Source organism: Clostridium weizhouense (assembly GCF_019431045.1).
Taxonomy (GTDB): Bacteria; Bacillota; Clostridia; order Clostridiales; family Clostridiaceae; genus Clostridium; species Clostridium weizhouense.
The window spans coordinates 107,621-134,578 of the sequence record NZ_JAHXPT010000008.1; the positions used below are offsets into that span (position 1 = coordinate 107,621).

Consider the following 26,958-nt stretch of genomic DNA (forward strand, 5'->3'; position numbering starts at 1 on the left):
ATTTCTCCCCATATAAATTTTATATATCATTCCAACATATAATTTCATCTTTCAATAAATCTCTTTTAAGCTCTCTTCCTATTAAGATATAAGCAAGTTCAGGCTTTATTCCATATCCTGGTCTTTTATAGGTAAGCATATTTTTTTCTATTATTGTTCCTTTTTTCAAATCTTTTGAAGCTAAAATACTTCTTCTAACATCATTCATAATAATTTTTTCATTATTTGTAGGACGTTTAATCCCATCTCCCAATAACTTTTCGGTATTTCTAATATGATTAACATATTCTTTAAATTCTTGTGGAGGCATAGATGCCTTATGGTCTGGTCCTGTGATGTTTCTATTTAATGTAATATGTTTCTCAATAAATTCTGCCTTTAATGTAGTAGCAGCTATTGCTGCTTCAAATCCTAATGTATGATCTGATAGGCCAACAGGAACTTTAAAAGCTTCTCTCATAGTAACCATAGCTTTTAAGTTAACATCATCTATTAGTGTTGGATAATCCGATGTACAATGCATTAATCTTACATTTGTATTACCGGTTGAATATATATTTTGTAAGGCTTGTTCAATTTCCCCTAATGTACTCATTCCTGTAGATAAAATTATAGGTTTTTTTGTGTTACCTATCTCTATTAAAAAATCAATATTTGTTATTTCACTTGAACCAACTTTAATAAAAGGAACATTTAGTTTTAATAAATATTTTAAACTATCTAATCCATCAGGTGTAGATATAAATATTATTCCCTTATTGTCACAATAATCTTTTAAGATTTTAAAGTTTTCGAAAGGCAATTCAAGTTTTTTAATCATTTCTAGTTGAGATTCTTTAGTCTTGTCATTATTTTTTTGATATTGTGCTTTTTCTGCGAAAGTTCCTGTACTTTCTTCTGCTTTAAAAGTTTGAAATTTTATTGCATCTGCACCACAATCTTTTGCCATGTCTACAAGCTTTTTTGCTAAATTAATATCTCCATTATGATTTACACCAGCTTCTGCTATTATAAATACTGACATTAAATCACCTCCAGTTGAGTTGGATCCTCTAGTTTTAATAAAAAGTCTTTATAATTCAAATTTTTAAGAAGTTTAAATGCTTTTTCTGAACTATTTGCATCACCATAAATATTTTTTATAGTTTTACATTTATCTATAAAATTTTTATCTAATACTATGTCTATGCTATTTTTTATATCATTGAAATTATCTTCTACCAATATTACATTTTCATTAATAGTCCTACCTTGTTGTCTTACCCCTATATTAATTACTGGAATTCCTACAGAAGCAGATTCGACTATTCCTGCACTTGAATTACCAATTTGAAAAGAGGCATTTCTATATATATTTATAAAAGTATTTCTATCTAAATTTCTATAAAAATAAAAATCAGTATCATCTTTATATTCATTTATAATATTAATAATGTCTTTGTTACCTGCATCTGTATTTGGATAACTAACAAAAGCTTTAAGTTTTTTTTCTTTAATAGACTTTAATATGTTTTTAAAAGTAATATCATCATTTTTACCTAATGGATGATAAATAACTAAAGCATAAGAATCAAAAGGCTGTATATTTAAATTTTTATAAATTATACTCATATCTTTTATAGGCTCAATTTTAAATTTATCTAATGCAGGACTTCCTATCTGAAAAATTCGATATTCAGGTTCACCAATACTAACTAATCTTTTTTTATGTTCTTCTGTTGAAACAAAGTGAATTGAGGACATTTTAGATGCAGCATTTCTAATCTGATTATCAACTAATCCGTTTGCGGTGAAGTCTCCTCCAAAAAAATGTGCTGTTGGAATTTTTAAAAATGTTCCAAGCATTGAACCAATTAGTACCTCTTCTCTATCACCTGCATAAATTATTAGATCAGGATTATATTGATTTACTATATCGATTGAATTTTGTAATATTATTGAAGTAGTTTTTAATCTAGAACTTTTACTATCAGAATCAATTAAGCTTTCTATTTTTATTAATATTTTAAATCCATCTTTTTCAATTAGTTTTACAGTATTACCATAAGTTTGTGATAAATGAGCACCACATACTAATAAGTTTAATTCAAAGTAATCATCTGAATTTATTTTTTTAAACAAATTACTCATTAAATCATAGTCTGATCGTATACCTGTAATTGCTAATATTTTCTTCAATAGAATTACCACCTTTACATATTCATTTATCAAGTTTTTTTGAAATATAATTTAAAAATCATATATACTAAAATAAATAATTTTTAATTATTTCAGTAAATTATTATATTGACAAATACTTTTACCTTAGTTATATATATTTTTTAAAATTCTATTTATGTTATTAAGCTTACAGATAAAATTTAGCAATTTACAAAAGGACCATCTCAAATGAATAATTATATTTTTGAGATGGTCCTTTTATAAATTTCAACTATTTTATAGAGTTTTTATATAAATAATTTTCACCAAATAAACTTAATGGGATTTTAAATTCAGGTATTCCATAACAATATGGTGCTATTTCATATTGCTCATAATATATTACAAGATTATTTTGATCAATATAGAAATTTTGTTCATCATTAATTCCTTGAAATTGTTTGCCGGATTCATAATAGTTTTCAGGATGGGAATCAATTTGTTTTATTATCTCATCATTTATTATTTTTTTGTAATCATATCCATTAGTAAATAAATTATTTAGAGAAAGCATTTCTTTTTTATCTTTATCAATTGTATACGAATTTCTTAATGTATTTCCATGAGCTCCACCTAAATAACTATAAAAATCATTGTATAAACTTATTAAAGAATCAGATTCATTAGTTACTGTATATTTTACGTTTATTTCATATGGGAACCCCATATTCTCATGACCATAGATATCAAAAGTTTCTTTACTTTGATCTTCTATTTTAGATATATTGGAATTTATATTAGAATTTATTTGTTCATTTAAAATGTTTATTTTTTGATCATTAGTATTATTTTTAAAGTTTATTAAGCTTATATCTTCTTTTAAATATGCTGAATTTTTAACTGAAATAGTTTCTATTAATTGTATCTTTGGGTTGTTGATCAAAATGGAATCAGCGCTAGCATTTTGAAATTTTCCTAAAAACAAACCAGCAGTTAATATAATTCCTAAAGTTAATGCTATTATTTTACTTATATAAGTTCTTTTCATAGTTATTATCTCCTTTTTCTTACCTTTTTGTTAGTTCTTAATATTATATTAATGCCAAATAAGGTAAACTTTGTTACGAATAGTTTACAAAATAATTTCAAATAGTTTTAAAATGAGTTAATTTGAAAAATAATTGCTAAAATTTGTAGTATGTTATAATAAGATAAGTTTTAAATTGACTTTAGATTTTATTAAAACATAAACATATTTTTAAAATGAGGTTTAAAAATAAATAACGGGCTTTAATAGAGGAGGAAAAAATGCTTAATTTTATTGGAAAAGGAAGTGCTTTTAACACTGAATTAGGTAATACAAGTGCTTTTATAAAAAATGATAATAGTTTACTTCTTATTGATTGTGGGGGAACTGTTTTTAATAGATTACAAGAACTGAATATATTAGATGGATTGGAAAGCATATATATTGTAATTACTCATATGCATCCAGACCATATAGGTAGTTTAGGAGAAGTGATATTTTATTCATATTATATTTTAAAGCGTAAAGTAAATATAATTTTTCCCCAAAAAGAATTAATGTCAAATTTTTTGACTATTATAGGTGTAAAACCTGAAATGTATAATATTAATAGTTTTAATATTCTTTATATTAGAGATAGAAAGCTTGGAGAGTTTACTATAGAATTCATACCAGTTTCTCATTCTTCTACAATGCCATCATATGGATTTATAATGAAAATAAACGGAAAAGCGTTTTATTATAGTGGAGATGCTAATATTATAAGTGATAAAGTAATTGAAAAAATGAAAAAAGGAGACATTTATAGGATATACCAGGATACATGTGGATTAGACTATGAAAATAATAACCATTTATCATTAAAAAAACTTTGTGATATAATTTCACAAGAATTTAGAGATAATATTTATTGTATGCATCTTGATAAACATATATCAGAACAAGAAATAAGAGATAATGGATTTAATGTTGTTGAAATATATAAATAAATATTCTTAGTTTAAAAGAATTTTGTTTATTAACACATCAAAAATTAATAGGGTAGTATGACTGAAAATTCAAACAATTATTTTTTATATTCTTATCTTAAATTAAGAGTCTATTATCTATAAGTATGTAGTCGTTTATTTTCATGTATAGAACAGGAGATATTACGATAAGTATTGTTGATTTGGAGGGTATAAATGAAAAAGAATGCAGCACAAAGAGAATTTAAGAAGTATAAAAGTCAAATAAATCAAATAGAAGAAATAGTAGAACATTCAAAATCAGGAGCTCTTATAGAACATGAAACTGCCATAAGAAAAAAATTAAGACATCTTAAGGAATTAGATAATCAAGGGCTTAAAGAGTATAATCAGGTATGTGAAAGATATGAAGAATTACTTGAATATACGTCAAAAAGAATGCTTGATCATTATAATGAAAAGAATCATACAGATTTTGATTTTTATCAAGTTGTACGTGGAAATTATAATAATTTTTTAAATCAGGGATTAATGACAGTACTTACAAAAATGCATATACCTAAGCTCGTTGCAAAGGAATTTGAGGAAAAATTCCCAATTAATCCTAAAGATGAATATATTAGAGCTAGAAGTATGAAGAGAAAATTTTACATACATTTAGGTGATACGAATACAGGGAAGACATATAATGCAATAGAACGTTTAAAAATAGCAAAAAAAGGAGCATATTTAGCGCCACTTAGAATTCTTGCTTTAGAAAATTTTGAAAAATTAAATAAAGAAGGAATAGTTTGTGATTTGTTAACTGGAGAAGAAGAGATAATAAATATAGGTTCAACTCATGTTTCATCTACAATAGAAAAGGTTAATTTAAAAGAGCATTATGATGTGGCTGTAATTGATGAAATTCAAATGATAAGTGATACTCATAGAGGAATGGCATGGAGTAAAGCTGTACTTGGATTGCAATGTGATGAAATACATATATGTGGAGCAGCTAATGCTAGATATATACTAGAGACAATTATAAAAGATTGTAATGATGAATATGAAATAAAAAAATATAAAAGAGCTATACCCCTTGAAGTAGAATATAAAAATTTTAGTTATAATGATGTTAAAGAAGGAGATGCCATTGTAGTATTTTCTAAAAAGAGGGTATTAGAAATAGCACAAGATTATTCTAAAAAAGGTATAAAAGCAAGTATTATATATGGAGATTTACCACCAGAAGTTAGAAAAATGCAATATCAACAGTTTTTAAACAAGGAAACCAAAATACTGGTGACTACAGATGCCATAGGTATGGGAGTTAATTTACCTATTAGAAGAATTATATTTATGAGTACAAAAAAATTTGATGGAGAAGAAGTTAGGGAATTAACATCTCAAGAGGTAAAACAAGTTGGAGGGCGTGCAGGTAGAATTGGTATCTATGATATTGGGTATATTGCAGGCATTGGAGGTACAGCAGATTTTCTTAAATCTAAACTAGAAGTAGAAGATAAAACAATAATGAAGGCAGTAATAGGACCATCAGAAGCCATATTACAAATTAAGAGTCTACCATTAAATGAAAAGCTTGCTCTTTGGAGTACCAGAGAAGAAAAATTAGATTATTATACTAAAATGGATATAAGTGAATATATGTTAATCTTAGATAGAATAAAAATGTATAAGCTTAGTGAAGAAATTCAGTGGGATTTATTAAAAGTTCCATTTGATGTTTCAAGAGATGAGCTTATGAATACATTTTTAGAATATATAGATCAGTTATTTGTAAATAAACAAGATGAATTATTTATACCTCAATGTTTTAATGGAAATTTAGATGATTTAGAAATATATTATCAAAGAGTTAATATGTATTATTCATTCTCTAAAATATTTGGTTTAAAATTTGATATGGATTGGATTTATAAGGAAAGAATAAAGATAAGTGAAGCCATAAATGATATATTAGTAAGAATTTAAAACATATTTTAAATAAAGTTAATATTGTAGTCTACATTAAGTTTTTATCATCAAGTGGAGTTTTTTCCACTTGATGATTGAAAATTATTATTAAATATTCAAAATTAAATATCGTAAAAAATAATACTAGTTAATTATTATATTGTAATATTATTATATTTATAATGGACAGATCCTATTTATTTCATGTTTTTAAAACAAATATATACATACTTCTAGTGAAATATGTATTGATGATTAAATATTTAATTTTAAAACTAAAGAGTTGGATTTACAACAGCTAATAATGATTTAGGATCAGTAAGAACTGTAATACCTTCTGGAATTTTAACGTCTTCAACAAATAATTTATCTTCACAGTTCATATTTGATACATCTATTTCAAGAGTTTCTGGGATTTTTTCAACATCTCCTTGAAAATCTATAAATGGATCAAAGGTTTCAAGAATTAATCGTTTGCTTTCTAAATTTTCTTGCCCAACATATTTGATTGGAATTCTCATTTTAATTATTTCATTTGGTTGTACAGATTGAAAATTAACATGTAGAATTTCATCAGCGCTAATTTTTTGTACTTCTTTAACTACACAATTAAATCTTTTATTATCTAAATCAATAGGAATAATAGAACCACTATTATTTTTTCTTAATAGTCTATGAAGTTCTGCATTACAGATTTTAACAGGGATTGATTCTTCTAAGAATTCACCAAAAATTACTGCAGGAATTAATCCAGATTTTCTAAGTTTCTTTTTATTTTCTTTTGTATTTCTTTCGTATACCTTAAATGCTACATTTGACATAATAAATACCTCTTTTCTAAATTTTTATTTTAAATATGGTTTTATTAAGCTTATGAAGTATAAGTTAAGGTGCATAAATCCATACAAAAATGAATTTGAACGCATAACTAATTACACCAAGAGCTTAATTTTAAGCTCCACATATGCATCAGCCTCCTTTTATTTAGTAGCTTCAGCATAATAAATATACATATCAAAGTCAAATATGGGAAATGATGGAACGTCAATAAAAGTGGAAAAAGTTATTAAAAAGTCAAGTGAATAATCAGAAAATTATGAAAAAAATATAAAAAGACACTTTTATTAACAAACTATTAAATTTATGATAATATATTTATGGATAGAAACTTACTTAATAAAAATGGATGTATATTAATTGGTAAATAAATGCTATATTAGTAAGAAATCAATCGGATTTTTAACTAATTAAAATTTTAATGTACATAACAGTAATATTATTGTGATATTTTATAAAAATTGCAATAATATATTTATAGATATGCATTTTTAGTATATACTGTTAATGATTGAGTATATACTAAAATAAAGTGTATTTTATTAAAATAATTAAAAAAGGGAGAGAAACTGATGAATCAATTAAATCATGAACTCGGAATAATAGCGTTAGAAAGCTGTAAGGAATTAGGAAATGCTATAGATAAGTACATCCAAAATAGTAGAAATTGTACTGAATCATTCTTAATACCACATAATGAAGTGAGATTTTCTAATGGTGAAGGAAAAGTTAAAATTTCTGAGACTGTTAGAGGAAAAGACATTTACATTTTATGTGATGTTGGAAATTATAGTTGTACATATAAAATGTTTGGAATTAAAAATCATAAAGGACCAGATGAACATTTCCAAGATATTAAAAGAACAGTTTCAGCTATAAGAGGTAAAGCAGCAAGAATAACAGTAATTATGCCGCTTTTATATGAATCAAGACAACACAGACGTAAGGGAAGAGAGTCTTTAGACTGTGCACTAGCACTTCAAGAACTTGAAAGATTAGGTGTTGATGAAATTCTTACATTTGATGTACATGATCCTAATGTTCAAAATGCTATTCCTTTATTATCTTTTGAAAATATTTATCCAACTTATGATATAGTAAAATCTCTTATTTCTAATGAAAAAACATTAGAACGTGATAAAGAAAAACTATTAGTAATTAGCCCAGATACTGGAGCTATGGATAGAGCAATTTACTATTCAAGTGTTCTAGGAGTTGACGTGGGTTTATTCTATAAAAGAAGAGATCATTCTACAATAGTTAATGGAAAAAATCCTATTGTTCAACATGAATATATGGGAAGAGATGTAGAAGGTAAAGATGTTTTAATAGTTGATGATATGATAGCATCAGGAGAATCTGTTCTTGATATAGCAAAAGAATTAAAGAATAGAAACGCAAGAAACGTATATGTTGCTGCAACTTTTGCTTTCTTTACAGAAGGTTTAGAAAAGTTTAATAAATATTATGAAGACGGAATTATAACAAAAATATATTCTACTAACTTAACATATATACCACAAGATTTATACAATACTAAGTGGTTTAATGGAGTTGATATGTCAGAGTTTGTAGCTAGAATAATTAATAGATTAAATCATGGAAATTCTATTGCTAAATATATGGATGCAACAAGAATAATACATAGTTTATTAAATAAATAATATAGATATTATTTTCAAAAATATAAATTAAAATAGAGATTAACCAGCTATTTAGTAGGTTAATCTCTATTTTCTTTTATATTAGTTATGTTTTAAAACATAGTTTTTTAATTATAAAGGCAAATTATGAGTTTTTACGTTCATTAGCTTTATTTAAAAAGCTTTCTTTTTTTACGCAAACACGTTCATGTTCTCCAGTAGCTATTAATCCTTTATTATCAAAGACTTTTAGTGAAAAGGAGTATTTACGTCCATCTATTTTAGTAAGTTCAGCTTCAGCATATACATTAACTCCTTCAGCAGTTGCACATAAATGTTCTACAGTAATCTTTGTTCCTACAGTAGTATAAATATCTTCCAAGAAATTTTGAGCTAGATCAGATGCAGCCCCTTCCATAATTGCTGCAACCATTGGAGTAGCAAAAACTTCTACACTTCCACTTCCAACATTAACAGCTAACATATCTTTTGTAACTGTAATTTCACGTCTAGCTATTTGTCCGATTTTAGGTTCATTCATTGCATTCATCCTTCCATTTTTAAATAAGATAGTTAAATTATAGCATATATTATACGATTACACTATAAATTGTGATATGATTCATATAGCAGTCATATATTATTTATAAATAATATAATAGAAGGTGGTAATAAGGCATAATCAAAAAAATAACAAGTCCATCTACCAAGCTTATTTTTCATTATACTGCGTCAGTAGATTTGCCTAATAGACTAGCTATGAAGCAAATCTACTTTCTTGTCTAATGAAAAATAATCAGGGCATTTTGGACTCGTTATTTTTATTCATATGCTTTATTAAGAATCAAAGAAAATATTTTATTTCATCATTTGTATTAATATTTTTTAGCGTACCTTTAGGTTATTCAACATTTCAAATAATTTATTATGAGAAAGAGTTGACAGGAGTATTTGATATTTTATTAGAAGGATACATAAATGTTTATGTATTTATAGCTATAATGTTATATGGTTTAGGCTTAGTTAAAATGTTAACGGAGAAAAAATAAAATAGATTTAACAATAAATAAAAAAGTCCATTCAAAAAATTTTTGAATGGACTTTAATTTATGCTAATGAATTAGTTATCGTAACTTAATATTATAAAAATGTTCTTATTGATGACATCAATTGTATATCGATAGGATTTTCAACGGTATAACAAGTATTACAAGATTTAGAATAAAAAGTATTCTTATCATATATATATTCTGAATTATTAAAAAGTGCTTTGGAAATAAATCGCCATATTTTATTAAAATATTTTGAGAAATTCAATGAATCCTTTGAGACTTTATCATGAGTATTATTTTTAATGATAGCAGAAACTAATAAATGAAATTTTGATTTTTTAGTAGTTCTATAATTCATAATAATCCCTCCGTTTTGTAAACGATATATGTGTTTAAACAATTAATTTTCAAATCATTACTATAATAATAATATAATCTCTTTTTCTAAAATTTACACATCACATAAATTTATAAATTAATAAAAATTAACATGTAATTTTAAGGAAATATATATAAAATAATTTAATATTATACTTATAATATTAAATTATTAAAAAAACTTCATAATTAATAAAAATAATAGAAATCAATAATTTTTTTTGAAATAGATAAGGAACATATTTATTAGAATCTTTTTAAATATTAGAAAAATTTAAGAAAAGTATATATAAATCAGATAATATAATAACAAGTTTAAGTGTAGCCACAAAGTATACTGTGTCATATTATTTAGTATAAAATAATGTGATAGAGGTGTTTAAATGAAAATAGGATTAAGAGCAGGACACAGTGAAAACTGTAAAGGAGCCATAGGAATAGTAGATGAATATGATCAAATGGAAAAATATTATACAGTTATAAAAAAATTATTAGAAAAGTACGGTCATGTAGTGATAGATTGTAATAGTAATGCACGTACTCAAAATAAAGAATTATCAGAAGGCGCTAATAAAGCTAATAATAACAATGTAGATTTATTTATATCTTTGCATATGAATGCTAGCAATGGTAAAGGGTATGGAACAGAAGTATTAATATCAAGTAAATCATCAAAAGCTTATCCATATGCTAAAAAACTAGTGGATAATTATGCTAGCTTAGGATTCTATAATAGGGGAATAAAATTTGTGAATTTATATGAAATGAGAAAGATAATAGCTCCAAATATAATTTCAGAAATTTGTTTTTGTGATAATCAAAATGATATTAATATCTATAATAGATATAGTTGGGAACAATTAGCATATATATTTTGTAATGCTATAGATGATAATATACCTATAAAACCTAATACGTGGAATAAGGGATGGAATCAAAATTCAACTGGATGGTGGTATTGTTTTGATGTAAATAATAAATATTATTATAAAAATGAGTGGAAAGAAATAGATGGAGAATGGTATTATTTTGATTTGAATGGTTATGCAATGGAATCAAAATGGTTAAACTACAAGGGAGATTGGTATTATCTAAAAAATAACTGTAAAATGGCTAAAAATGAATGGTTATGGATAGATGGAGAATGTTATTATTTTGGAAACAAAGGTGAATTATATGTAAATTGTATTACTCCAGATGGTTATAGAGTTGATTATAGTGGGGCATGGATACAATAAATATATTTAAGATGTTTTTATAAAAATTATTAATAGTAGAAACTAATGAAATAAGGTAGTATAATAGGTTACTACCTTATTTTAATGTTAGAATTCTAATTTAAAATATAAAGCTTATTTTAAATTAGATATGATTATATTTCTTATAGTTTCAGTTAAATTTTTCTCTTGTTCTTTTGATAAATTATCAGTTCTAATCGGTTTTCCATACACTATCTTTATCTTTGTAGGTAGAAACTTTCTATTATCTTCAAAAGCTCTAGATGCTCTATCTATACTTACAGGAACAATAGGAGCTTTAGATTTTGTAGCAAGTTTTAAGCTTCCTTTTTTAAATTCACCAACTTTACCTTCTTTATTTCTTGTGCCTTCAGGGAATATGCCTAATGAATATCCTTTTTTAATATTTTCAACTCCATCATTTATGGATTTTATAGCACTTCTAGTATTTTCTCTATCAAGAGCTATACTACCTGTTCTTTTTATCCAAGTACCAAGAATAGGAACATTAAACATTTCTTTTTTTGCAATAAAACCAATTTTCTTTTTTGAAGTATATACTATTAAAGGTATATCTAATATACTTGAATGATTTCCAATAAAAACACAAGGTTCATTAGGTATATTTTCTTCTCCTTTTAAATCTACTTCTATACCAATGGTATTTATAGTGAATTTACTCCAAAGATATCCCGTTTTTACAACGTAATCTTGAGCAGCTTTATCACCTTGTACTTTTTTTAGATATGTATATTTTAATCCTTTAATTTTCAAAAACAACATATATGTTCCATATTTAATAAATTTGAATATCTTAAAAGACATAATCTTTTCCTCCTAAATTAAATGTATAAATTCAATTTTAACTTAATTTTAAATAAAAGTACAATTTTATATACTATATTATGTTAAATATATTTGAAAAATTATGTAGTCGGGTTATAATTTAGTTATAACTATTAATAACTAATTTATAAATATATTATTAGCGTAGGAGAATTATAATATGAAGATTATTGCATGCACATTAATATTAAGAGATGATTTTAACAATATTTTGGCTTTAAAGAAGAAAGCTAAAAGGGGACAAACAGGAAAATGGTCATTGGTGACCCAACCTTTGACAGCAAAAGGGAACTGTGAGAAATCTTTAAATAAAGGGGTAAATAAAATTTTAAAAACAGTCCTTTTTGGTCTTGAGGAATTTAAAGAATATAATATAAATTCTGATGAAGCTATCAAGGTATATACAGGAACACTAAAGGAAAGATACGTTTTAGATAAAACTTATGATGAAGCAAAATGGATAAGTAAAAATAATTTAGATACATTTGAATTTGAAGAATTTGATGAAAAAATTCTAAGAGACTATTTTAATAGATAATAAAACACATTTAGATATTAAAAAACTAGATTAGTGAAAAATAGATGGCTGAAAAGTCATCTTTAATATTTTTAGTGGAGAGTAACTTAATGAAAATAATAGATTTAACTCATAACATTTCTAATAATATGCCAGTATTTTTAAAAGATGAAAAACCCAATTTAAAACAAGTTAATAATGTACAAGATGATGGATTTAGTCAAACTTTATTAAATATTTATTCTCATAATGGTACGCATATGGATGCACCTTTACATGTTATAGAGAATGCTTTAACTTTAGATAAGATGGATGTATCTAATTTTATGGGTTTAGGAATTGTTATAGATTGTAAAGATTTGGTTAATGCGAAAGAAAAAATAATAGACATTAGTTACATAGAAAAAAACAGAATCAATGTAGAGAAAGCAGAATTCTTAATTTTTAATACAGGGTACTTTCATAAGTGGGGAAATAAAGATTACTTCAAAGACTATCCTATTTTACATGAGAATTTAATTAACTATATAATTAATCATAAGAAAAAAGGTATAGGTATTGATTTAATGTCAATTGATATAATATCATCTGAAAACTTACCAATTCATAATAAGATATTAAAAAATAATATAGTTATTATAGAGAATCTTACTAACTTAGATAGACTTGGAAATGATTTATTTGAATTTTATGCATTACCATTAAAATATGAAAATTCTGATGGTGCTCCAGTTAGAGCAATAGGAATTATAAGGTGATTATTAAGTTGGAATAATAGTCTCAAATTTCATAATATTCTCTTTTTGATAAGTAATAATACAAATATGTTATAATATTACTTGCAAAAAGGGGGAAGATAATAAATGTATATATTTTTAATAATTTTGTCTATGTTATCTGTTATTGTAGCAGAATATATAGCAAATGCTTTTATAGGATTTTCAATCTTAAATCTTAGTTTTTGGGTTGTGATTCCAGCAGGTGGAGCATTAATAGGTATGTTTTTAGGATGGGCATTTTCAACTGCTTTTAGAAAAAGTAATAAAAAATTTAGTAAAAAACATTGTTTAATAGCAGTAGTAGTATCTATTCTAACATTTATAGGAATAAATTATATGGAATATCGTACGACATACTTATTAGATGATTATACAATTAGTAGAACATTTGAGGGATCACCTATCAGTGAATTTGTTTATACTGATGATAATGGTATAGAAAAACAAATGACTTTTATAAATTATCAAAAGTATTTATTAGATAATTTAGACTCTACAATAAGATTTAAAAGTGGAAAGACAATGGATGTTAAAACAAGTGGTAAAATAAATTATATAGTATATTTTTTACAGCTTATAGCTATGATTATTTTTACAACACTTTATTTTGTAATTAACCTATCTGATTTTAAATATTGTGATAATTGTAAAAGGTATTACACTTTAAAGAAATTATTTGAATTTTCACCAAGTGATTATGATATTGTTATGAATAAGTTTGAGAACGTAAATGATAGCTTATTAGATTTGAAAGAATTTTGTAATAGAAGAAGAAAATTTCACAATGATGTATATTTTAAAGCAACTCTTATGTACTGTAAGGAATGTAAAAATGGTGAAATAATAATAAAAAAACATAAAGGTAATGATAGCGATAACATAAAGAATATAACATTAGACAGTTTTTCAGTGGAAAGTTTAATATAAGTAGGTACATATTATTTTTGTATAAGGCTACATTGTTAATTAAAATTTAATAATGTAGCCTTAATTTTATATTTGCTATATTCCATATATATTAAATAATGGTTTGAAATGTATAATAATTTAAATAAAACTTAATTATATTTAAGTAAGTAATAAATTATTAATAAAATCGTAAAAAATAATATATATATTTATATTATAATATAGTAGAAAAGATAAAAGTTTATAATTAATTTGAAAAGAAAAATAAATGAAAAGTATATTTAAAATATAGAGATACTTTTAAATAGTATTGAAATACTGGATAGTAAAAGGAGAATATTTAATGAAAAGAAAATTTATAATAGCTAAGTTGACAGCTCTGTTAATTTTTATACTTACAAGTAATACTTTAACAGTGTTTGCAGTACCTAATGATTTATCACTTAATGAGGTTATACAAAATGTACAAGAATACGATAATAAAATTGAAAAAAATATGGACAAGCTAAATGAATATAAAGAGCAAATTCTTCAAAAAGAAAATGATATAAAAGAAAATGAAGATGAATTAGAAAAAGCTCAAAAAAATTTAGAAGAAAAAGATAGTTTATTAGAAGAAAGATTAAAGAAAGTACATATGGATGGTGGTTTTGAACTAACTCCTATGCAATATTTAGATGCGTTATTTTCTTCAGGAAATCTTGTGGAAGCAGTAGAGAAAGTTCATGTGATTTCTCAGGTATGTAAAAGTGATAGGAAACTTGTTTTAGATGCAAAAGAATCAGAAAAGGAACTTAATGATATAAAAAACAAAATAGAAAAAGAAAATGAACAGTTAAAAAAAGATAAAGAATCAATAGAAAAAGAAATTAAAGATTTAGAAGATCAAAAAAATCAATTATTAAAATATGTTGAAGAAAATAGTGCTTTATTGATGGATGGTACGAGCACTATAGTTCCAATAACCCTTCCATCAGATATTACAGGTCAAGCTAGAACATTAATAGAAGAAACACAAAAGTATTTAGGAATTCCTTATTTATGGGGTGGAACAACTCCTGATGGATTTGATTGTTCTGGTCTTATGCAATATGTTTTTAAATCACAAAATATAGATATACCAAGAGTATCAGAGGAGCAACAAAGTTTTGCAAAACCTATAAGTATGGCAGAAATTAAACCAGGAGATTTAGTATTTAATAAACTTTCAAATTCAACACATGTTGGAATGTATATAGGAAATGATATGTTTATCCATGCACCACATACAGGAGATTTTGTTAAAATAAGCAAATTGAGTACATCTAATATGAAATATGTTGGACGAATTTTGGATACTGATAAAAACTAATTTTGTAACGAATTATAAATAAAAATTAATTAACTAAAAAATACAGATGAGATATTAAAAAGTCTTATCTGTATTTTTATATTATAAATTAACAATTTAAACATTTTATCTGTTAAAGTTATAGTTTTAAGCTTCTATGTTATTTTATTTAAATGTTTCATAAGATAAAAATCTTCCGTACTCATATAAGTGTCTTTATGTTTAGTTTTAATGAATTCAAAACCTTGTGACTTATAACAATTAATAGCCCTTTTATTCCAAGTTCTAACTTTTAAGACAACTGGTCTATTTGGAAATTTAGATTTACATTGATTTAAAGCTAATTTAGTAATTTCTTTTCCAAGTCCTTTATTGCAATATTTAGGGTTAATACCTATTCCGAAAAAAACAAAATTTTCTTCAGGATGTAAATTTATAAATCCGATTATCTCATTTTGATTATTAATATAACTAGTAAATTGTTTTCTTTTTAATTTATCACATAATGCATAATTCTCTTTAATCATATTTTCCCAATTAGGTAAATTATAAACAGCATATTCATTGCAATATTTCCATTTAGATATTTGTTTTGCATGTTCTTCTATTAATTCTTTAGCTTTTAATTTTATCATAAGTAGTCTCCTAATAAGTTTGATTATCTATTATTATACTATTTAATTTTATAATTATTTATAATAGTGATATTAAAGAATTAACTACTATTATAATTCTTATAAGATTCAATATATTAAGAGTATTTTGTAAAGATGTAATCGAGTCAAATAAAATTTTATTAATACCCAAAACTTAATATCATTGATATTAAATAGTAATCAAATTAAAGAAGTGATTTCAAATAGATGGTAAAATATAATTGATAAATGTTGGTAAAATATTATATTAATTGTATACATTTTGATTAATAGATTGTCTTATATACATAGGAGGTAAAATCTTAAAAAAGGAGGAATCATGGATCAAAATTTGATAGTAAATTTGTATAAACAACAATTTAAAATTATATGTTTATATTTAGTGAAATGCGGATGTTCAATAAGTGAAGCAGAAGATATTGTTCATGATAGTTTTATTAAAGCTATAGAATATATCGATGGAATTGATATTAAAAATTTATCTTCGTGGTTATTTAGGGTTGCTATTAATAAATATAAAAACAGTGTTAAAAGAGGAAAGATAATAAATTTTATTTCAGTTGATGAGGATAAATTTTATGAACAATTAACTGGTGATGTAACTATTGAAGATAAAATATTAAGTATCGAAGAGGGAAAAGAGGTAATAGAAGTACTTAAGAGTTTGAGTGAAGAAGATAGAGTATTACTTATATTTAAATATGAGATGGAACTAAGTTATAAAGAAATAGGTTTTTTATTAGGAATGAATGAAAACAAGGTGAAAACTTATTTATATAGAGCAAGAAATAAATTTAAGGAAAGGTGGATAAATAAAGATGAAAGATAACGATATAGATAATATATTTGATGATAAAAAGTTACAAAAATCTTTGAAAAAAGCAAAGTTAAAATCAACTTTAAAAATAGTAGTAATAGCAATATTTGTTTTTATAATTGGAATCATTTTAAATTTTATTATAGGAATAAAGTATAGTCAAAAGGCTTATGAAAAGAATGAAGCATATATAGAATTATCAGTACCAAATGGGTATATAAGTAAGTCAAATGATATTATTGGTTTTTTAGGTGGAAGTGGAACTTATAAGATATCCAAAAATCTTGGAAATAGAGCTGTTATTTTAGAGGATAGAATATCATTATTTGGTGTTATACCACCTTTAAACTGTTCTAGAATACAGGGTCATTCCTCTTCTAGAGGAAAAGAGTGGTCTATATCACTTTGGGAAAATGGATATAAAAAAATGAGATTTTTTCATCCAGATCTTCAATATAAAAAGTATCAAAATGATTTAGAAAAGCTAGATAACATTCCAGATGGTAAAATTATAGAAATGGGAATATCGTTTGATAGAGGATATAAGATATACGAGATGTATTTAGTGCAAAATGCTATAAAGTCAGCAGCAACAACCTGGTTATGGCTTGATGAATTTACAAATCAAAATATGGAAGAATTTAAACAAGAAATAGATGAATATGACTCTACAAGTGCTGGAATAGAAGAGAGTGATATTATAGGGATAGAATGTGATGAACTTTCAGGCTTTAATAATAATCAATACAACTATAGTTATGATAACTTAATAGATACATTAAATAAAAGCTGTTATATAAAACATAAAGATTTATATAAAGAGATAATGTCAAGAGGAAAAACAAAGGCAGATGATGCTAAAATTTTAGGTGCAGTTGTTTATGGAACTAAAGATGAACTTAAAAAGCTTATAGGAAATCCAATTATTAAAGCAAGTTCTTTTGGAGTTATAGTAGATGATATATATTAACGTTGATAAAGCTAAGTGGATTATGGTAAATTATTATTTGAAAGTTTTAAGTAAGCTTATTTTCTAAATAATTGTTAATATTGAACAAAAGTATAATGCTTTGGAGGATTTTAAAATGAATTTTAAATACAAAGGTGAAAGTATTGATTTTGAACTTATAAGAAGAAAAAGAAAATCTCTTTGTATAAAGATGGATTTAAATGGTAATGTACAAGTAGTAGCTCCTATGAAATTATCTAATCAATATATATTAAATTTTATTTATCAAAAAGCAGAGTGGATTATTGCAAAAAAGAAAGAAATGAAATTAATTTCTAATAGAAAAATAAAAAGAGAGTTTAAAGATGGAAGTACATTTATGTATTTAGGAAAAGAATATCCTATTCATTTAGCTTTTGATAAAGAAACTAAAAATATACTTGTTAATTTTATTGATAAAAATACAGATATTAATCCAAAAAATTATGAGGGATTTGTTATAGTCACTAATACAAATGATTATGAAAAATTAAAGAAAGCCTTAGAAAAGTGGTATAGAGAAAGAACTTTAAATATTATTAAAAAAAGAATAATTCATTATGAATCAAACTTTAAAGATAAAATAACTAAAGTTACAGTTAAAGAGCAAAAAAGAAGATATGCAAGTATTAATATTAAGAATGAGACATTTTTTAACTGGAGAATAAGTATGGCACCTATTGAAGTGATTGATTATATCGTTGTACATGAAATGTGTCATATGGATTTTAGAAATCATTCAAAAGACTTTTGGACAAGAGTAGAGGAGATTATGCCCAATTATAAGGTGTATCATGAGTATTTAAAAAGGAATGGAATAAATATTACGATAGATTAATAGTAATATTTATAATTAGGAGAGACCGCTAAGAATTTTGTGTAAAAACAAAATTCTTAGTGGTTTCAATTAGGATGCTTTTTAATAACCCAAAAGTTGAGTGAAATTTTCTGACCATGAGCTTTATACTATAAAATTGATCTTCACTTAAAAGATAGACTTAAATTTGAAATTTAATTATCATAGTAGATATATTAAAAAGTAATAATAAAATTTTATTTATTTTAATCTTTAAATGTAACAAAATTATTGTTTCTTAAGATTTCAAAGAATTTAATTAATCTTTGATAAAATACTTTATCATCATCATTAAAATTGTTTCTAACCTTTTGAGCGATTTCTCCAATGTTTTTAATATCATCAATATAATTCCAAACAGAGCTTCCAAGTGTATCTAATTTTATCTCACTTTTTGAAGGAATTTTAAATACCTTCTGTGCTATTTTATCAAATATACCAGTTCGTACTACTTCAATAACTACAATACCATTTTCTATAGCATTCCAGGTATAGCTAGGGTTTCTAACTGGTATATAGTCCAAATAATTTTTCTCTTTTTTTTTCAAATTTATCTCCTTTTACTAGTTATAAAGCATTAAGAGTTATTTATAAAAAATAAGCATTTAACGCTTTATAGTAATAAATTTATTTTAAAGTAGTTATTGTTTAGTCTAATTTCTTATCTTTATTCCAAATTGAAAATTTAAATAAAGTTAATATTAAAATTAAAAATGCAATTAATGAACCTATATTGCTTAAAGATATTTTTGATGATAAATCTACAATTTTACCCAATGATTTTCCATTAATGTTGATTACTGCAAAGATAGCAAGTAGTATGCCAATTAAACCTTCACCGGCAATAAGTCCTGAAGTATATAAAATACCTCTTTCAATTGCATCTTTTCTTTTTTCTTCACTTATTCTTTTCTTTTTTTCAAAGTATAATCTTATAACGCCACCAACCATGATTGCTGAACTTAAATGAATTGGTAAATATAATCCAACTGCAAATGGTAATACTGGAATTCCAAGTATTTCAACTGCAATTGCAATCCCTACACCTATAAATACTAAATTCCAAGGTAGATTTCCGTCCATAACACCTTCTACAACCATCTTCATTAATGTTGCTTGTGGTGCTGGGAGTTCTGATGATCCATATCCCCATGCTGAGTTTAATAAATAAAGTACTCCACCAATTGTTACTGCAGAAATCACAACTCCTATTAGTTCACCAATTTGTTGTTTATATGGAGTAGCTCCTACAATATAACCAGTTTTTAAATCTTGAGAAGTATCTCCAGCTATTGCTGCAATTATACAGATTACTGAGCCAATTGCTATAGCGGATAACATACCCTCTTGTCCAACATTTCCTGTTGCTTTTAAAATCATAGTTGTTATAAGTAATGTAGCTATTGCCATACCAGATACTGGGTTATTACTACTTCCAACTAATCCTACAAGTCTTGATGATACAGTTGCAAAGAAGAATCCAAATAATGCAATTAATAGTGCGCCACCAAATGAAACTGGAACTGCTGGAACTAATCCTATCATAATTATAGTAAGTATTATTAAAATTAAAACTATATTCATAGGTATATCTTTGTCTGTTCTACATAAATTTTTATCAGATTGATTTCCTGAAAAATCTTTAATTGCTTGAACAAAAGTTGTAACTATTAAAGGTAGTGATTTAACTAAACTAATAATACCACCAGCAGCAACTGCACCTGCTCCTATATATTTCAAGTAATTTGTCCAAAGAGCAAATGAACCTAACTCACTAATTGGAACTGTTCCAGGATAAAGAATTGTAGTTGCACCAAATAAACTAATTAAAGGTAATAAAGCAAGCCAACCTATTATACCACCTGCAAACATATATCCAGATATTCTAGGTCCACATATGTATCCAACTCCAATAAGAGCTGGTAATACATCCATTCCAACTGCTGATCCTTTATAAGAAGATAGTTCATAGTGAACTTCACTTGGAAATATTTTAAGTCCATCTGCTATAAATTTATAAATAGCTGAAATACCAAGTCCAGCAAAAACAGCTGTGGCTTTAGTACCCCCTTCTTCTCCAGCTAATAAAACTTCAGCACATGCAGTTCCTTCTGGATATGGTAATACTCCATGTTCCTTAACAATAAGTGCTTTTCTTAGTGGTATCATAAATAATACTCCAAGTACTCCACCACATAAGGCTATAATTGAAATTTCTAAAAGGGAAGGAGTACCTTGTCCCCATTTTTCCATCCATATAAATATTACAGGTAAAGTAAAGATTGCACCTGCTGCAACAGATTCACCAGCTGAACCTATAGTTTGTACTAAATTGTTTTCTAAGATAGAATCTTTTCTTAAGATAACTCTTATAACTCCCATTGAAATAACTGCTGCTGGTATTGAAGCTGATACTGTCATACCAACCCTTAGTCCTAAATATGCATTAGCAGCTCCAAAAATAATAGCTAAAATTATTCCTAAAAATATTGAAGTAACTGTAAATTCAGGTAATACTTTATCTGCTGATATAAATGGTTTAAAATCCTGGTTATTTTTCATTATTTACCCTCCTTAGATAATATAAAATTGTTTATGAACAATTAAGGTGAAATTTTGATTGTTTGTATAATGTTCATATCAATTTTTTAATAATTATATAATAAAAACATAATTATAATATCATATTATTAACCGTTTTTCAACAAATAAGTTTTTTTATACCACAATTTCCATATAATAAGAATAATTTATATAATAGAGTTATTAAAAATTAAACTTATGATAATTATTAAAAAATAATGAAATTAACATTATATAAAAAATACTGCAAATTCATTAATATGTTTGAATTTGCAGTATTTTATAGTAATTATGTAAAAAACAGTAGATGATTTTGTTTTTTATACAAAATTATCTACTGTCTAAAAAAATATTATATTTTTTTATTTTCCTCTATGTTTTGCCTTCTTTTTTTGTTGCCTTAACTCAAATTGTCTGTTTTTTTCATCTTCCTTTTTTTGTTTATTAAAAGATTTTCTTTGTAATTTGTTTTGTTCATGCTGTAATTTTAAGGCTTGTTGTGCTTTTGTTCCTACATCAGTAATTTTTAATTGTTTATTAATTAATCTTTGCATACGTTTAGGATTAATCTTTTTTTCAGCATGATTTGGTTCATTGATAATAGGTGAACTATAACGTAACTTATATAAATTTTTAAGAATAAAATCATATACTTCATAATCTTTAGGTTCTTGACCAAAAGTTATTTTAGAAACTTTTAGTGTACCATCTGAAATATATTCACAAATTCCAATCCAAAATGGATCCTCAAAAAATACTGTTAGTTTTGACGTTATTTTGTTCATGTTAATTCCTCCTTAATATAACAAAAACAAAGAATGGACAACCAAGGAGGCAGGTTACTGATAGCAAATGCTACGTCCGGACTACCAACCGAACTGTGTTTTTATCTTTGTATATTTAATTTTTACCCAATAAAATTAATTTTTAAAGGGTATACAAATAATATATTTAAATTAAGTTATGTTTTAAGTATATTATTGAACATATTTTAAAACATAATTCTATATTATTATATCATATTTAATTATGGTATGAGTTATCAATAGCTATAGTAATTGCAATAAATAATTTATAACATTCCTCTTGAAATACAGAAAGTTCATAATAATCACTAATAGTTAATCTAGTTTTTTTTATTGTTGCCATAACTTCTTTATCTTTAACAATAAAAAAATCTTTTGCAAAAATATTTCCTTTAATTTTATAAGTTCCATCAATGGCGTTAATAGAAAGATTAGGATTAAACCAAGTTTTTTCTTCACACATAGATGCATATTTTAAGTTATCAATAAATATATCATATTGATTCCAAATGAATGTTTTCTTTTTTTTAATCATAATAGTTTCAGATTCAATTAAATTATAAATATATATTTTAGTTCCTAAAGATATAATGCTTCCTAAAAAATTATCTAACAATCCAGTTAAACCTTTTTTAACAACTTTTAGTATGGGTTGTTGTTCTTGATCATATACAAAATATTTATCATTTCCTAGATTTAATCTTTGTTTTATGTAATAAGTTTTCATGTTTAAAAGTCCTTTTACTATTTATTTTGAGATAGATTCTAATGATTTAACATAGATTATTAATTCGTCTAGGTTTTTCTTTCTTGTAAAATCTACGGGATTATTATAAGCAGCAAGCATACCTTTTTCATCTGATGTTAAATCTTTTTTATTTTTTAATTTCCATTTAAGTAATGTCATTAAAATTTTATCAAATGAGTTTAATTTACTATAATTAAATCCACCTCTTAAATAAAAGAATCTTATAAATTTTTGTTCATCATTAGTAAAATTCTTATCTTTGACTTCATTTATTGCTTCATTTTTTGATGGAGATGCACCAGTTGCAAAAACAATAATATTTTTCTCTTTAAGTTTATAAATATTTTGTTTAATAAATTTTACCCCAGTAATCCCTGAAGCATATAAACTGCCACCATAAATTACAGTATCATAGTTTTTTATAATATCTATTCTAACTTTTGAAACATCAAAAATATCTGCTGATAATTCTTCTGAAATCCACTCAGCATATTTTTTTGTAAAGCCTGTTTTTGATTTGTATATTACTATAGTTTTCATTATTTATACCTCTATAATTTTTTGCATTATAATTAATTATAACATAATTTGTAAATTGGATGTTTTTAAATTTTAAGATATGTTTTAAAATAGTATTGATGTTATAGTAAAAGTACATGTATAGAAGCTTTATACTATAATATCAACATTCATTTAAAATATAGTGAAATTTTAAATGATGATTAGAACAATTAAAGAAAACTTAAAAAAGCCTGATGACGATATAATATCGAAATCAGACTTTAACTATATAATCTTTTTATAATATGATGAATTACCATTCATAACAATTTTACTTTTATTAGGAACTTGTGTAGAAATTAATATAATATTTAAAAAATCAACAGAGCTTGCTATTGCATTCATTATGCATAGGAATTTTATTATAGGAGTCAAACCTCCAAGTAAACCTAAAGCAAGTACACCAAATACTGAAATTAATAAAAATGGCATAAAACATATTTTTATATATAAGTTTTTGTTTATAATTTCTTCAGTATAAGCATAGCCACCAAACCATGTAAGTCCTAAAAAAGTGTTATTAGATGTTAGAAAGTTAGGGATACAAATTAAGTGTATAAATTCATGTATATATATAAATATAAACACAATCAATATGTATATAGGATTAATTGTTATAGAAAAGCTACCATGATTAATTTGTAAAATATTTAAATTGATAGGCGAGAATATATTTATTATAGACCATGAGATTAAACCTAAAATAATCATAAGTGGAATTGAAAATATAATTGATGTTATGATATTTTTTGGTTCTTTTATTAAGATCCAACCTTGACTTAATAATTCATTATGCTTGTCTTTATTAAATTTAGGAAATTTATTTTGTATTTTCATCTTTAGTTATCTCCTTTGTATTTTTAAATAATAGGCTTACAATATAAGTGAATATTTAAATAATATTACAATTAATTATATAATAGAAACTTTATTTATACATTTTATTTTAAAACCAAAGTTATTTTTTCAGTAGATATTTCAAGAAACATATTTAAATTTTTAATTTCTTTTCTACATACATCTAAAATCCTATTTCTTGATAATTTTCTTTGATAATAATCATGTACATATCTATTTCTTAGTTTGATAATTTTTTGAAGTTTTTTTGAATCTTCTTTAGATATAAATCCAAAGTCACTAGATACTTGAACTATATCAGAACCAGATTTATTTGGGATAAGATTATCTGTAGAAACTAAGTAAGTTTCACACATATCAATTATAAACTCACAAAAAGAGTTAAAGTAAGAAATCATAGCTTCATCAATTATTTCATCTTCACTATTAGGACTTCTTTCTAGGCATTCTCTTATTCTAATTAAAAGAATTTTACTTTCAGAAAATTTTTCTTCTAATTTTTCTTTTTTATATTTATAATAAACCATTTCTATACTCCTTTAAATCTTTTAAATTTTGTTCTCGTATTATTTCTAAATATTCTCTATCTCTTTTAAAAGTAGAGTATCCAAGTATATAATCTAAGTATTTTTCTTCTAAAATAATTATTTTATCATTACTATTTATAAGCATTTCTCCAAAAGGATAAATAAAACCATTTATAAATGTTAGATGTATATTATCGTATTGAAAATGATTTTGTAAAATAGGGATTAAATAATCTTCAATTTCCAGTTCATCTTTCCATTCTAGTTCTTTGATAGATAGAATCATAATATCTATATCACTTTTACTTTTATCAAAACAATATGTATTGTAACTTCCAAAAGTACCAATACATATAATGTTTTTTAGATTATCTAAATTTAATTTACAATCAGATAGTTTAATTCTATCCATATAATATCACTCCAATTAAATTTTATTGTATACATATTTATTATATCATAAAGCAATTAGGCACAATCAAAAAAATATATTAATGTTTAAGAAATATAAATTAAGCTTGATAATAAAAAATAAATGAGTATATATTTGAATGATTAAGCTTTTTGCTGGTATTATTTGTATATATGTATTATAAATGGTAGAATGGAAAATGGAAAACTAAAATTAGTTAAATATTTTAAGGGGGAAACGTTTAATGGCAAATAGAAAAATAAGTAGAATTTTAGGACCAATACTAGGAGTTATGGTATTTATGGCAAGTACAGGAGTAGCACAAGTAAAAGTTTTAGCAGATGATAATGTAGGTGTAACATCAGCAAGTTATGAAAATACAGTTTCTAATGAAGAGAAGGATTATTCAATTAATATAAACAAAAGTGTTAAGCAAAATGGCTTTAAAATAACTTTAGATAAGGTTACTGGAACAAAACATGCTTTAAAAGCAGTAGTTAAAATTGAGAGTGATAAACCTTTTGATAGAGAAAAATATAATAATATAATATCAGAACTTACATTTGGAAAAAGTGATTGCTGGGGTGGAGGTGAATCACAAGATTATATAAATGATAAAACTCTATTATTAACTATAGAAAAAGAAATTGACGATGAAGAATTTCCAGAAAAGGGAGAATTAAGAGTAGACATAGTAATGCCTAATCATAAAATTAATGTAGGAATAGATGCTTATGTAGATTTTTCAGAATCATTTAAAAAGACATTGGAATTAAATTTATCGTCTAAAATACCTGAATTTAATTCTACATTAAATAAATTAGAATCTAATGTTATGGGAACAAAACTTGAGTTCATTGCACCATGGAAAGACTTTGATGAAAGACGAGAAGATCCATTAGGATCTAGGTATTCATCAATGATCTTAAAAGTAGGAGATAAAATGTATAAAACATACTGTTCAGGTAGTCACTCTTCAGATGATAAAGAGATGATAAAGACATATGAATATAAATCAGTAACTTATGATAAAATTAAAGATCAACAGAAGTTAGGTTTAATACCAATAGTTTGTTTTGTATCACGAGAAGAAAGAAATAAAACGTATGATGAAGATGAAATAAATAATAAAAAATTAGAGTCTAATAAAGAAACACTTAACAATGTTAGATACTTAAAAGAATTTGAATTTTCAGATGGAACTAAGGGAGAGATATACAATATAGAAAGAAAAGATAATACAGTAAAAGTATATTGCAAAGGAGCTTCAGAAAAAGAAAGTTTATTAATGGCAGATAATATGAATATGAATTATGATTTTAATGAGAAAGAAATTAAATTTAACAATATATATAATAATGTACAAAATATGAGCTTTTATAAAGATTCTAATGAGGATTTAGGATATGTTGTAGAATTTAATAATGTAGATAAAGATAGAATTATAAATTTAAATATTGAACCTATTATAAGTCAAATAGATAAATTTAAAGTAGGAGATGAAGTAAATATTTAAGGGGGTAGAGA

The 26,958-nt window shown here is 24.6% G+C and carries 28 protein-coding genes; 12 read left to right on the forward strand and 16 right to left on the reverse strand.

Annotation, left to right across the window (positions count from 1 at the left end; all coding sequences use genetic code 11):
• Window positions 1-19 precede the first annotated feature (19 nt).
• The 3 genes from neuB to KYD98_RS10935 all read right to left on the reverse strand — a co-directional run bounded on the left by neuB (window position 20) and on the right by KYD98_RS10935 (window position 3,187).
• On the reverse strand, window positions 20-1,024 hold the full coding sequence (gene neuB / locus KYD98_RS10925; RefSeq protein ID WP_219780072.1) for an N-acetylneuraminate synthase: 1,005 nt from the start codon (window positions 1,022-1,024) through the stop codon (window positions 20-22).
• Window positions 1,024-2,178: a UDP-N-acetylglucosamine 2-epimerase gene (neuC, locus tag KYD98_RS10930; protein WP_219780073.1), complete on the reverse strand. Its 1,155-nt coding sequence runs from the start codon at window positions 2,176-2,178 to the stop codon at window positions 1,024-1,026. The genes neuB and neuC overlap by 1 nt, the downstream gene beginning before the upstream one ends.
• A gap of 253 nt (window positions 2,179-2,431) precedes the next feature.
• Entirely contained in the window at window positions 2,432-3,187 is a 756-nt protein-coding gene (locus KYD98_RS10935) for a DUF3298 and DUF4163 domain-containing protein (protein WP_219780074.1), read from the reverse strand.
• A gap of 260 nt (window positions 3,188-3,447) precedes the next feature.
• On the opposite strand from KYD98_RS10935, the gene KYD98_RS10940 reads away from it, so the two are divergent.
• Both KYD98_RS10940 and KYD98_RS10945 read left to right on the forward strand, forming a co-directional pair.
• Window positions 3,448-4,155, forward strand: a complete 708-nt coding sequence (locus KYD98_RS10940; protein WP_219780075.1) for an MBL fold metallo-hydrolase — start codon at window positions 3,448-3,450, stop codon at window positions 4,153-4,155.
• 195 nt (window positions 4,156-4,350) lie between these two features.
• On the forward strand, window positions 4,351-6,108 hold the full coding sequence (locus KYD98_RS10945; protein WP_219780076.1) for a helicase-related protein: 1,758 nt from the start codon (window positions 4,351-4,353) through the stop codon (window positions 6,106-6,108).
• Between the two features lie 257 nt (window positions 6,109-6,365).
• Here KYD98_RS10945 and KYD98_RS10950 read toward each other — a convergent pair whose 3' ends face one another.
• The gene (locus KYD98_RS10950) at window positions 6,366-6,911 is read right to left on the reverse strand and encodes a 50S ribosomal protein L25 (protein ID WP_219780077.1); all 546 of its coding nucleotides are present in this window, start codon (window positions 6,909-6,911) and stop codon (window positions 6,366-6,368) included.
• A 588-nt stretch (window positions 6,912-7,499) separates the two neighbouring features.
• On the opposite strand from KYD98_RS10950, the gene KYD98_RS10955 reads away from it, so the two are divergent.
• Window positions 7,500-8,591, forward strand: a complete 1,092-nt coding sequence (locus KYD98_RS10955; protein ID WP_219780078.1) for a ribose-phosphate pyrophosphokinase — start codon at window positions 7,500-7,502, stop codon at window positions 8,589-8,591.
• 124 nt (window positions 8,592-8,715) lie between these two features.
• Here KYD98_RS10955 and KYD98_RS10960 read toward each other — a convergent pair whose 3' ends face one another.
• Both KYD98_RS10960 and KYD98_RS10965 read right to left on the reverse strand, forming a co-directional pair.
• A complete protein-coding gene (locus tag KYD98_RS10960) occupies window positions 8,716-9,111 on the reverse strand; it encodes a thioesterase family protein (protein ID WP_219780079.1) in 396 nt (131 codons plus the stop codon).
• A gap of 599 nt (window positions 9,112-9,710) precedes the next feature.
• Window positions 9,711-9,980, reverse strand: coding sequence for a hypothetical protein (locus KYD98_RS10965; protein ID WP_219780080.1), 270 nt, complete (start codon window positions 9,978-9,980; stop codon window positions 9,711-9,713).
• 403 nt (window positions 9,981-10,383) lie between these two features.
• Between KYD98_RS10965 and KYD98_RS10970 the strand changes: the two genes are divergently transcribed.
• Window positions 10,384-11,238, forward strand: coding sequence for an N-acetylmuramoyl-L-alanine amidase (locus tag KYD98_RS10970; RefSeq protein WP_219780081.1), 855 nt, complete (start codon window positions 10,384-10,386; stop codon window positions 11,236-11,238).
• A 114-nt stretch (window positions 11,239-11,352) separates the two neighbouring features.
• Here KYD98_RS10970 and KYD98_RS10975 read toward each other — a convergent pair whose 3' ends face one another.
• Window positions 11,353-12,063, reverse strand: coding sequence for a lysophospholipid acyltransferase family protein (locus KYD98_RS10975; RefSeq protein WP_219780082.1), 711 nt, complete (start codon window positions 12,061-12,063; stop codon window positions 11,353-11,355).
• 181 nt (window positions 12,064-12,244) lie between these two features.
• On the opposite strand from KYD98_RS10975, the gene KYD98_RS10980 reads away from it, so the two are divergent.
• The 4 genes from KYD98_RS10980 (at window position 12,245) to KYD98_RS10995 (ending at window position 15,640) form a co-directional block, all read left to right on the forward strand.
• The gene (locus tag KYD98_RS10980) at window positions 12,245-12,622 is read left to right on the forward strand and encodes a hypothetical protein (RefSeq protein WP_219780083.1); all 378 of its coding nucleotides are present in this window, start codon (window positions 12,245-12,247) and stop codon (window positions 12,620-12,622) included.
• 89 nt (window positions 12,623-12,711) lie between these two features.
• Window positions 12,712-13,359 (forward strand): cyclase family protein, encoded by a 648-nt coding sequence (locus KYD98_RS10985; RefSeq protein ID WP_219780084.1) that lies wholly within the window; start codon window positions 12,712-12,714, stop codon window positions 13,357-13,359.
• A 105-nt stretch (window positions 13,360-13,464) separates the two neighbouring features.
• Window positions 13,465-14,307 (forward strand): hypothetical protein, encoded by an 843-nt coding sequence (locus tag KYD98_RS10990; RefSeq protein WP_219780085.1) that lies wholly within the window; start codon window positions 13,465-13,467, stop codon window positions 14,305-14,307.
• A 325-nt stretch (window positions 14,308-14,632) separates the two neighbouring features.
• Window positions 14,633-15,640, forward strand: coding sequence for a C40 family peptidase (locus tag KYD98_RS10995; protein ID WP_219780086.1), 1,008 nt, complete (start codon window positions 14,633-14,635; stop codon window positions 15,638-15,640).
• Window positions 15,641-15,774: 134 nt separating this feature from the next.
• Here the strand turns inward: KYD98_RS10995 and KYD98_RS11000 are convergent, their stop codons facing one another.
• Window positions 15,775-16,254, reverse strand: a complete 480-nt coding sequence (locus tag KYD98_RS11000; RefSeq protein WP_258049769.1) for a GNAT family N-acetyltransferase — start codon at window positions 16,252-16,254, stop codon at window positions 15,775-15,777.
• A gap of 340 nt (window positions 16,255-16,594) precedes the next feature.
• Between KYD98_RS11000 and KYD98_RS11005 the strand changes: the two genes are divergently transcribed.
• The 3 genes from KYD98_RS11005 to KYD98_RS11015 all read left to right on the forward strand — a co-directional run bounded on the left by KYD98_RS11005 (window position 16,595) and on the right by KYD98_RS11015 (window position 18,918).
• Window positions 16,595-17,104, forward strand: coding sequence for an RNA polymerase sigma factor (locus tag KYD98_RS11005; protein WP_219780087.1), 510 nt, complete (start codon window positions 16,595-16,597; stop codon window positions 17,102-17,104).
• Window positions 17,094-18,062, forward strand: coding sequence for an anti sigma factor C-terminal domain-containing protein (locus tag KYD98_RS11010; RefSeq protein WP_219780088.1), 969 nt, complete (start codon window positions 17,094-17,096; stop codon window positions 18,060-18,062). Before KYD98_RS11005 ends, KYD98_RS11010 begins: the two co-directional genes overlap by 11 nt.
• A gap of 115 nt (window positions 18,063-18,177) precedes the next feature.
• Entirely contained in the window at window positions 18,178-18,918 is a 741-nt protein-coding gene (locus KYD98_RS11015) for a M48 family metallopeptidase (RefSeq protein ID WP_219780089.1), read from the forward strand.
• A gap of 224 nt (window positions 18,919-19,142) precedes the next feature.
• Here the strand turns inward: KYD98_RS11015 and KYD98_RS11020 are convergent, their stop codons facing one another.
• From KYD98_RS11020 to KYD98_RS11055, 8 genes are all read right to left on the reverse strand, one after another.
• A complete protein-coding gene (locus KYD98_RS11020; protein ID WP_219780090.1) occupies window positions 19,143-19,484 on the reverse strand; it encodes a PqqD family protein in 342 nt (113 codons plus the stop codon).
• Window positions 19,485-19,584: 100 nt separating this feature from the next.
• Entirely contained in the window at window positions 19,585-21,498 is a 1,914-nt protein-coding gene (locus KYD98_RS11025) for an OPT family oligopeptide transporter (protein ID WP_219780091.1), read from the reverse strand.
• Between the two features lie 383 nt (window positions 21,499-21,881).
• Window positions 21,882-22,304 carry a YjdF family protein gene (locus KYD98_RS11030; RefSeq protein ID WP_219780092.1) on the reverse strand — a complete coding sequence of 141 codons (423 nt, stop codon included), beginning with the start codon at window positions 22,302-22,304 and terminating at the stop codon, window positions 21,882-21,884.
• Window positions 22,305-22,542: 238 nt separating this feature from the next.
• Complete coding sequence (locus tag KYD98_RS11035) at window positions 22,543-23,052, reverse strand: LURP-one-related/scramblase family protein (protein WP_219780093.1); 510 nt, start codon at window positions 23,050-23,052, stop codon at window positions 22,543-22,545.
• A gap of 21 nt (window positions 23,053-23,073) precedes the next feature.
• Window positions 23,074-23,613, reverse strand: coding sequence for a flavodoxin domain-containing protein (locus KYD98_RS11040; RefSeq protein ID WP_219780094.1), 540 nt, complete (start codon window positions 23,611-23,613; stop codon window positions 23,074-23,076).
• A gap of 246 nt (window positions 23,614-23,859) precedes the next feature.
• Entirely contained in the window at window positions 23,860-24,471 is a 612-nt protein-coding gene (locus KYD98_RS11045; protein ID WP_219780095.1) for a DUF3267 domain-containing protein, read from the reverse strand.
• A gap of 104 nt (window positions 24,472-24,575) precedes the next feature.
• Window positions 24,576-25,019: a HepT-like ribonuclease domain-containing protein gene (locus tag KYD98_RS11050; RefSeq protein WP_219780096.1), complete on the reverse strand. Its 444-nt coding sequence runs from the start codon at window positions 25,017-25,019 to the stop codon at window positions 24,576-24,578.
• Window positions 25,006-25,431 (reverse strand): nucleotidyltransferase domain-containing protein, encoded by a 426-nt coding sequence (locus KYD98_RS11055; RefSeq protein ID WP_219780097.1) that lies wholly within the window; start codon window positions 25,429-25,431, stop codon window positions 25,006-25,008. Before KYD98_RS11055 ends, KYD98_RS11050 begins: the two co-directional genes overlap by 14 nt.
• Before the next feature lie 244 nt (window positions 25,432-25,675).
• On the opposite strand from KYD98_RS11055, the gene KYD98_RS11060 reads away from it, so the two are divergent.
• Entirely contained in the window at window positions 25,676-26,947 is a 1,272-nt protein-coding gene (locus KYD98_RS11060) for a DUF4179 domain-containing protein (protein ID WP_219780098.1), read from the forward strand.
• The last annotated feature ends 11 nt before the right edge of the window (window positions 26,948-26,958 follow it).

Bases quoted from the DNA above. Each gene is read 5' to 3' on its own strand.
- neuB (WP_219780072.1), bottom strand. From the start codon at position 1,024: ATGTCAGTATTTATAATAGCAGAAGCTGGTGTAAATCATAATGGAGAT.
- KYD98_RS10935 (WP_219780074.1), bottom strand. From the start codon at position 3,187: ATGAAAAGAACTTATATAAGTAAAATAATAGCATTAACTTTAGGAATT.
- KYD98_RS10940 (WP_219780075.1), top strand. From the start codon at position 3,448: ATGCTTAATTTTATTGGAAAAGGAAGTGCTTTTAACACTGAATTAGGT.
- KYD98_RS10945 (WP_219780076.1), top strand. From the start codon at position 4,351: ATGAAAAAGAATGCAGCACAAAGAGAATTTAAGAAGTATAAAAGTCAA.
- KYD98_RS10950 (WP_219780077.1), bottom strand. From the start codon at position 6,911: ATGTCAAATGTAGCATTTAAGGTATACGAAAGAAATACAAAAGAAAAT.
- KYD98_RS10955 (WP_219780078.1), top strand. From the start codon at position 7,500: ATGAATCAATTAAATCATGAACTCGGAATAATAGCGTTAGAAAGCTGT.
- KYD98_RS10960 (WP_219780079.1), bottom strand. From the start codon at position 9,111: ATGAATGAACCTAAAATCGGACAAATAGCTAGACGTGAAATTACAGTT.
- KYD98_RS10965 (WP_219780080.1), bottom strand. From the start codon at position 9,980: ATGAATTATAGAACTACTAAAAAATCAAAATTTCATTTATTAGTTTCT.
- KYD98_RS10970 (WP_219780081.1), top strand. From the start codon at position 10,384: ATGAAAATAGGATTAAGAGCAGGACACAGTGAAAACTGTAAAGGAGCC.
- KYD98_RS10975 (WP_219780082.1), bottom strand. From the start codon at position 12,063: ATGTCTTTTAAGATATTCAAATTTATTAAATATGGAACATATATGTTG.
- KYD98_RS10980 (WP_219780083.1), top strand. From the start codon at position 12,245: ATGAAGATTATTGCATGCACATTAATATTAAGAGATGATTTTAACAAT.
- KYD98_RS10985 (WP_219780084.1), top strand. From the start codon at position 12,712: ATGAAAATAATAGATTTAACTCATAACATTTCTAATAATATGCCAGTA.
- KYD98_RS10990 (WP_219780085.1), top strand. From the start codon at position 13,465: ATGTATATATTTTTAATAATTTTGTCTATGTTATCTGTTATTGTAGCA.
- KYD98_RS10995 (WP_219780086.1), top strand. From the start codon at position 14,633: ATGAAAAGAAAATTTATAATAGCTAAGTTGACAGCTCTGTTAATTTTT.
- KYD98_RS11000 (WP_258049769.1), bottom strand. From the start codon at position 16,254: ATGATAAAATTAAAAGCTAAAGAATTAATAGAAGAACATGCAAAACAA.
- KYD98_RS11005 (WP_219780087.1), top strand. From the start codon at position 16,595: ATGGATCAAAATTTGATAGTAAATTTGTATAAACAACAATTTAAAATT.
- KYD98_RS11010 (WP_219780088.1), top strand. From the start codon at position 17,094: ATGAAAGATAACGATATAGATAATATATTTGATGATAAAAAGTTACAA.
- KYD98_RS11015 (WP_219780089.1), top strand. From the start codon at position 18,178: ATGAATTTTAAATACAAAGGTGAAAGTATTGATTTTGAACTTATAAGA.
- KYD98_RS11025 (WP_219780091.1), bottom strand. From the start codon at position 21,498: ATGAAAAATAACCAGGATTTTAAACCATTTATATCAGCAGATAAAGTA.
- KYD98_RS11030 (WP_219780092.1), bottom strand. From the start codon at position 22,304: ATGAACAAAATAACGTCAAAACTAACAGTATTTTTTGAGGATCCATTT.
- KYD98_RS11035 (WP_219780093.1), bottom strand. From the start codon at position 23,052: ATGAAAACTTATTACATAAAACAAAGATTAAATCTAGGAAATGATAAA.
- KYD98_RS11040 (WP_219780094.1), bottom strand. From the start codon at position 23,613: ATGAAAACTATAGTAATATACAAATCAAAAACAGGCTTTACAAAAAAA.
- KYD98_RS11045 (WP_219780095.1), bottom strand. From the start codon at position 24,471: ATGAAAATACAAAATAAATTTCCTAAATTTAATAAAGACAAGCATAAT.
- KYD98_RS11050 (WP_219780096.1), bottom strand. From the start codon at position 25,019: ATGGTTTATTATAAATATAAAAAAGAAAAATTAGAAGAAAAATTTTCT.
- KYD98_RS11055 (WP_219780097.1), bottom strand. From the start codon at position 25,431: ATGGATAGAATTAAACTATCTGATTGTAAATTAAATTTAGATAATCTA.
- KYD98_RS11060 (WP_219780098.1), top strand. From the start codon at position 25,676: ATGGCAAATAGAAAAATAAGTAGAATTTTAGGACCAATACTAGGAGTT.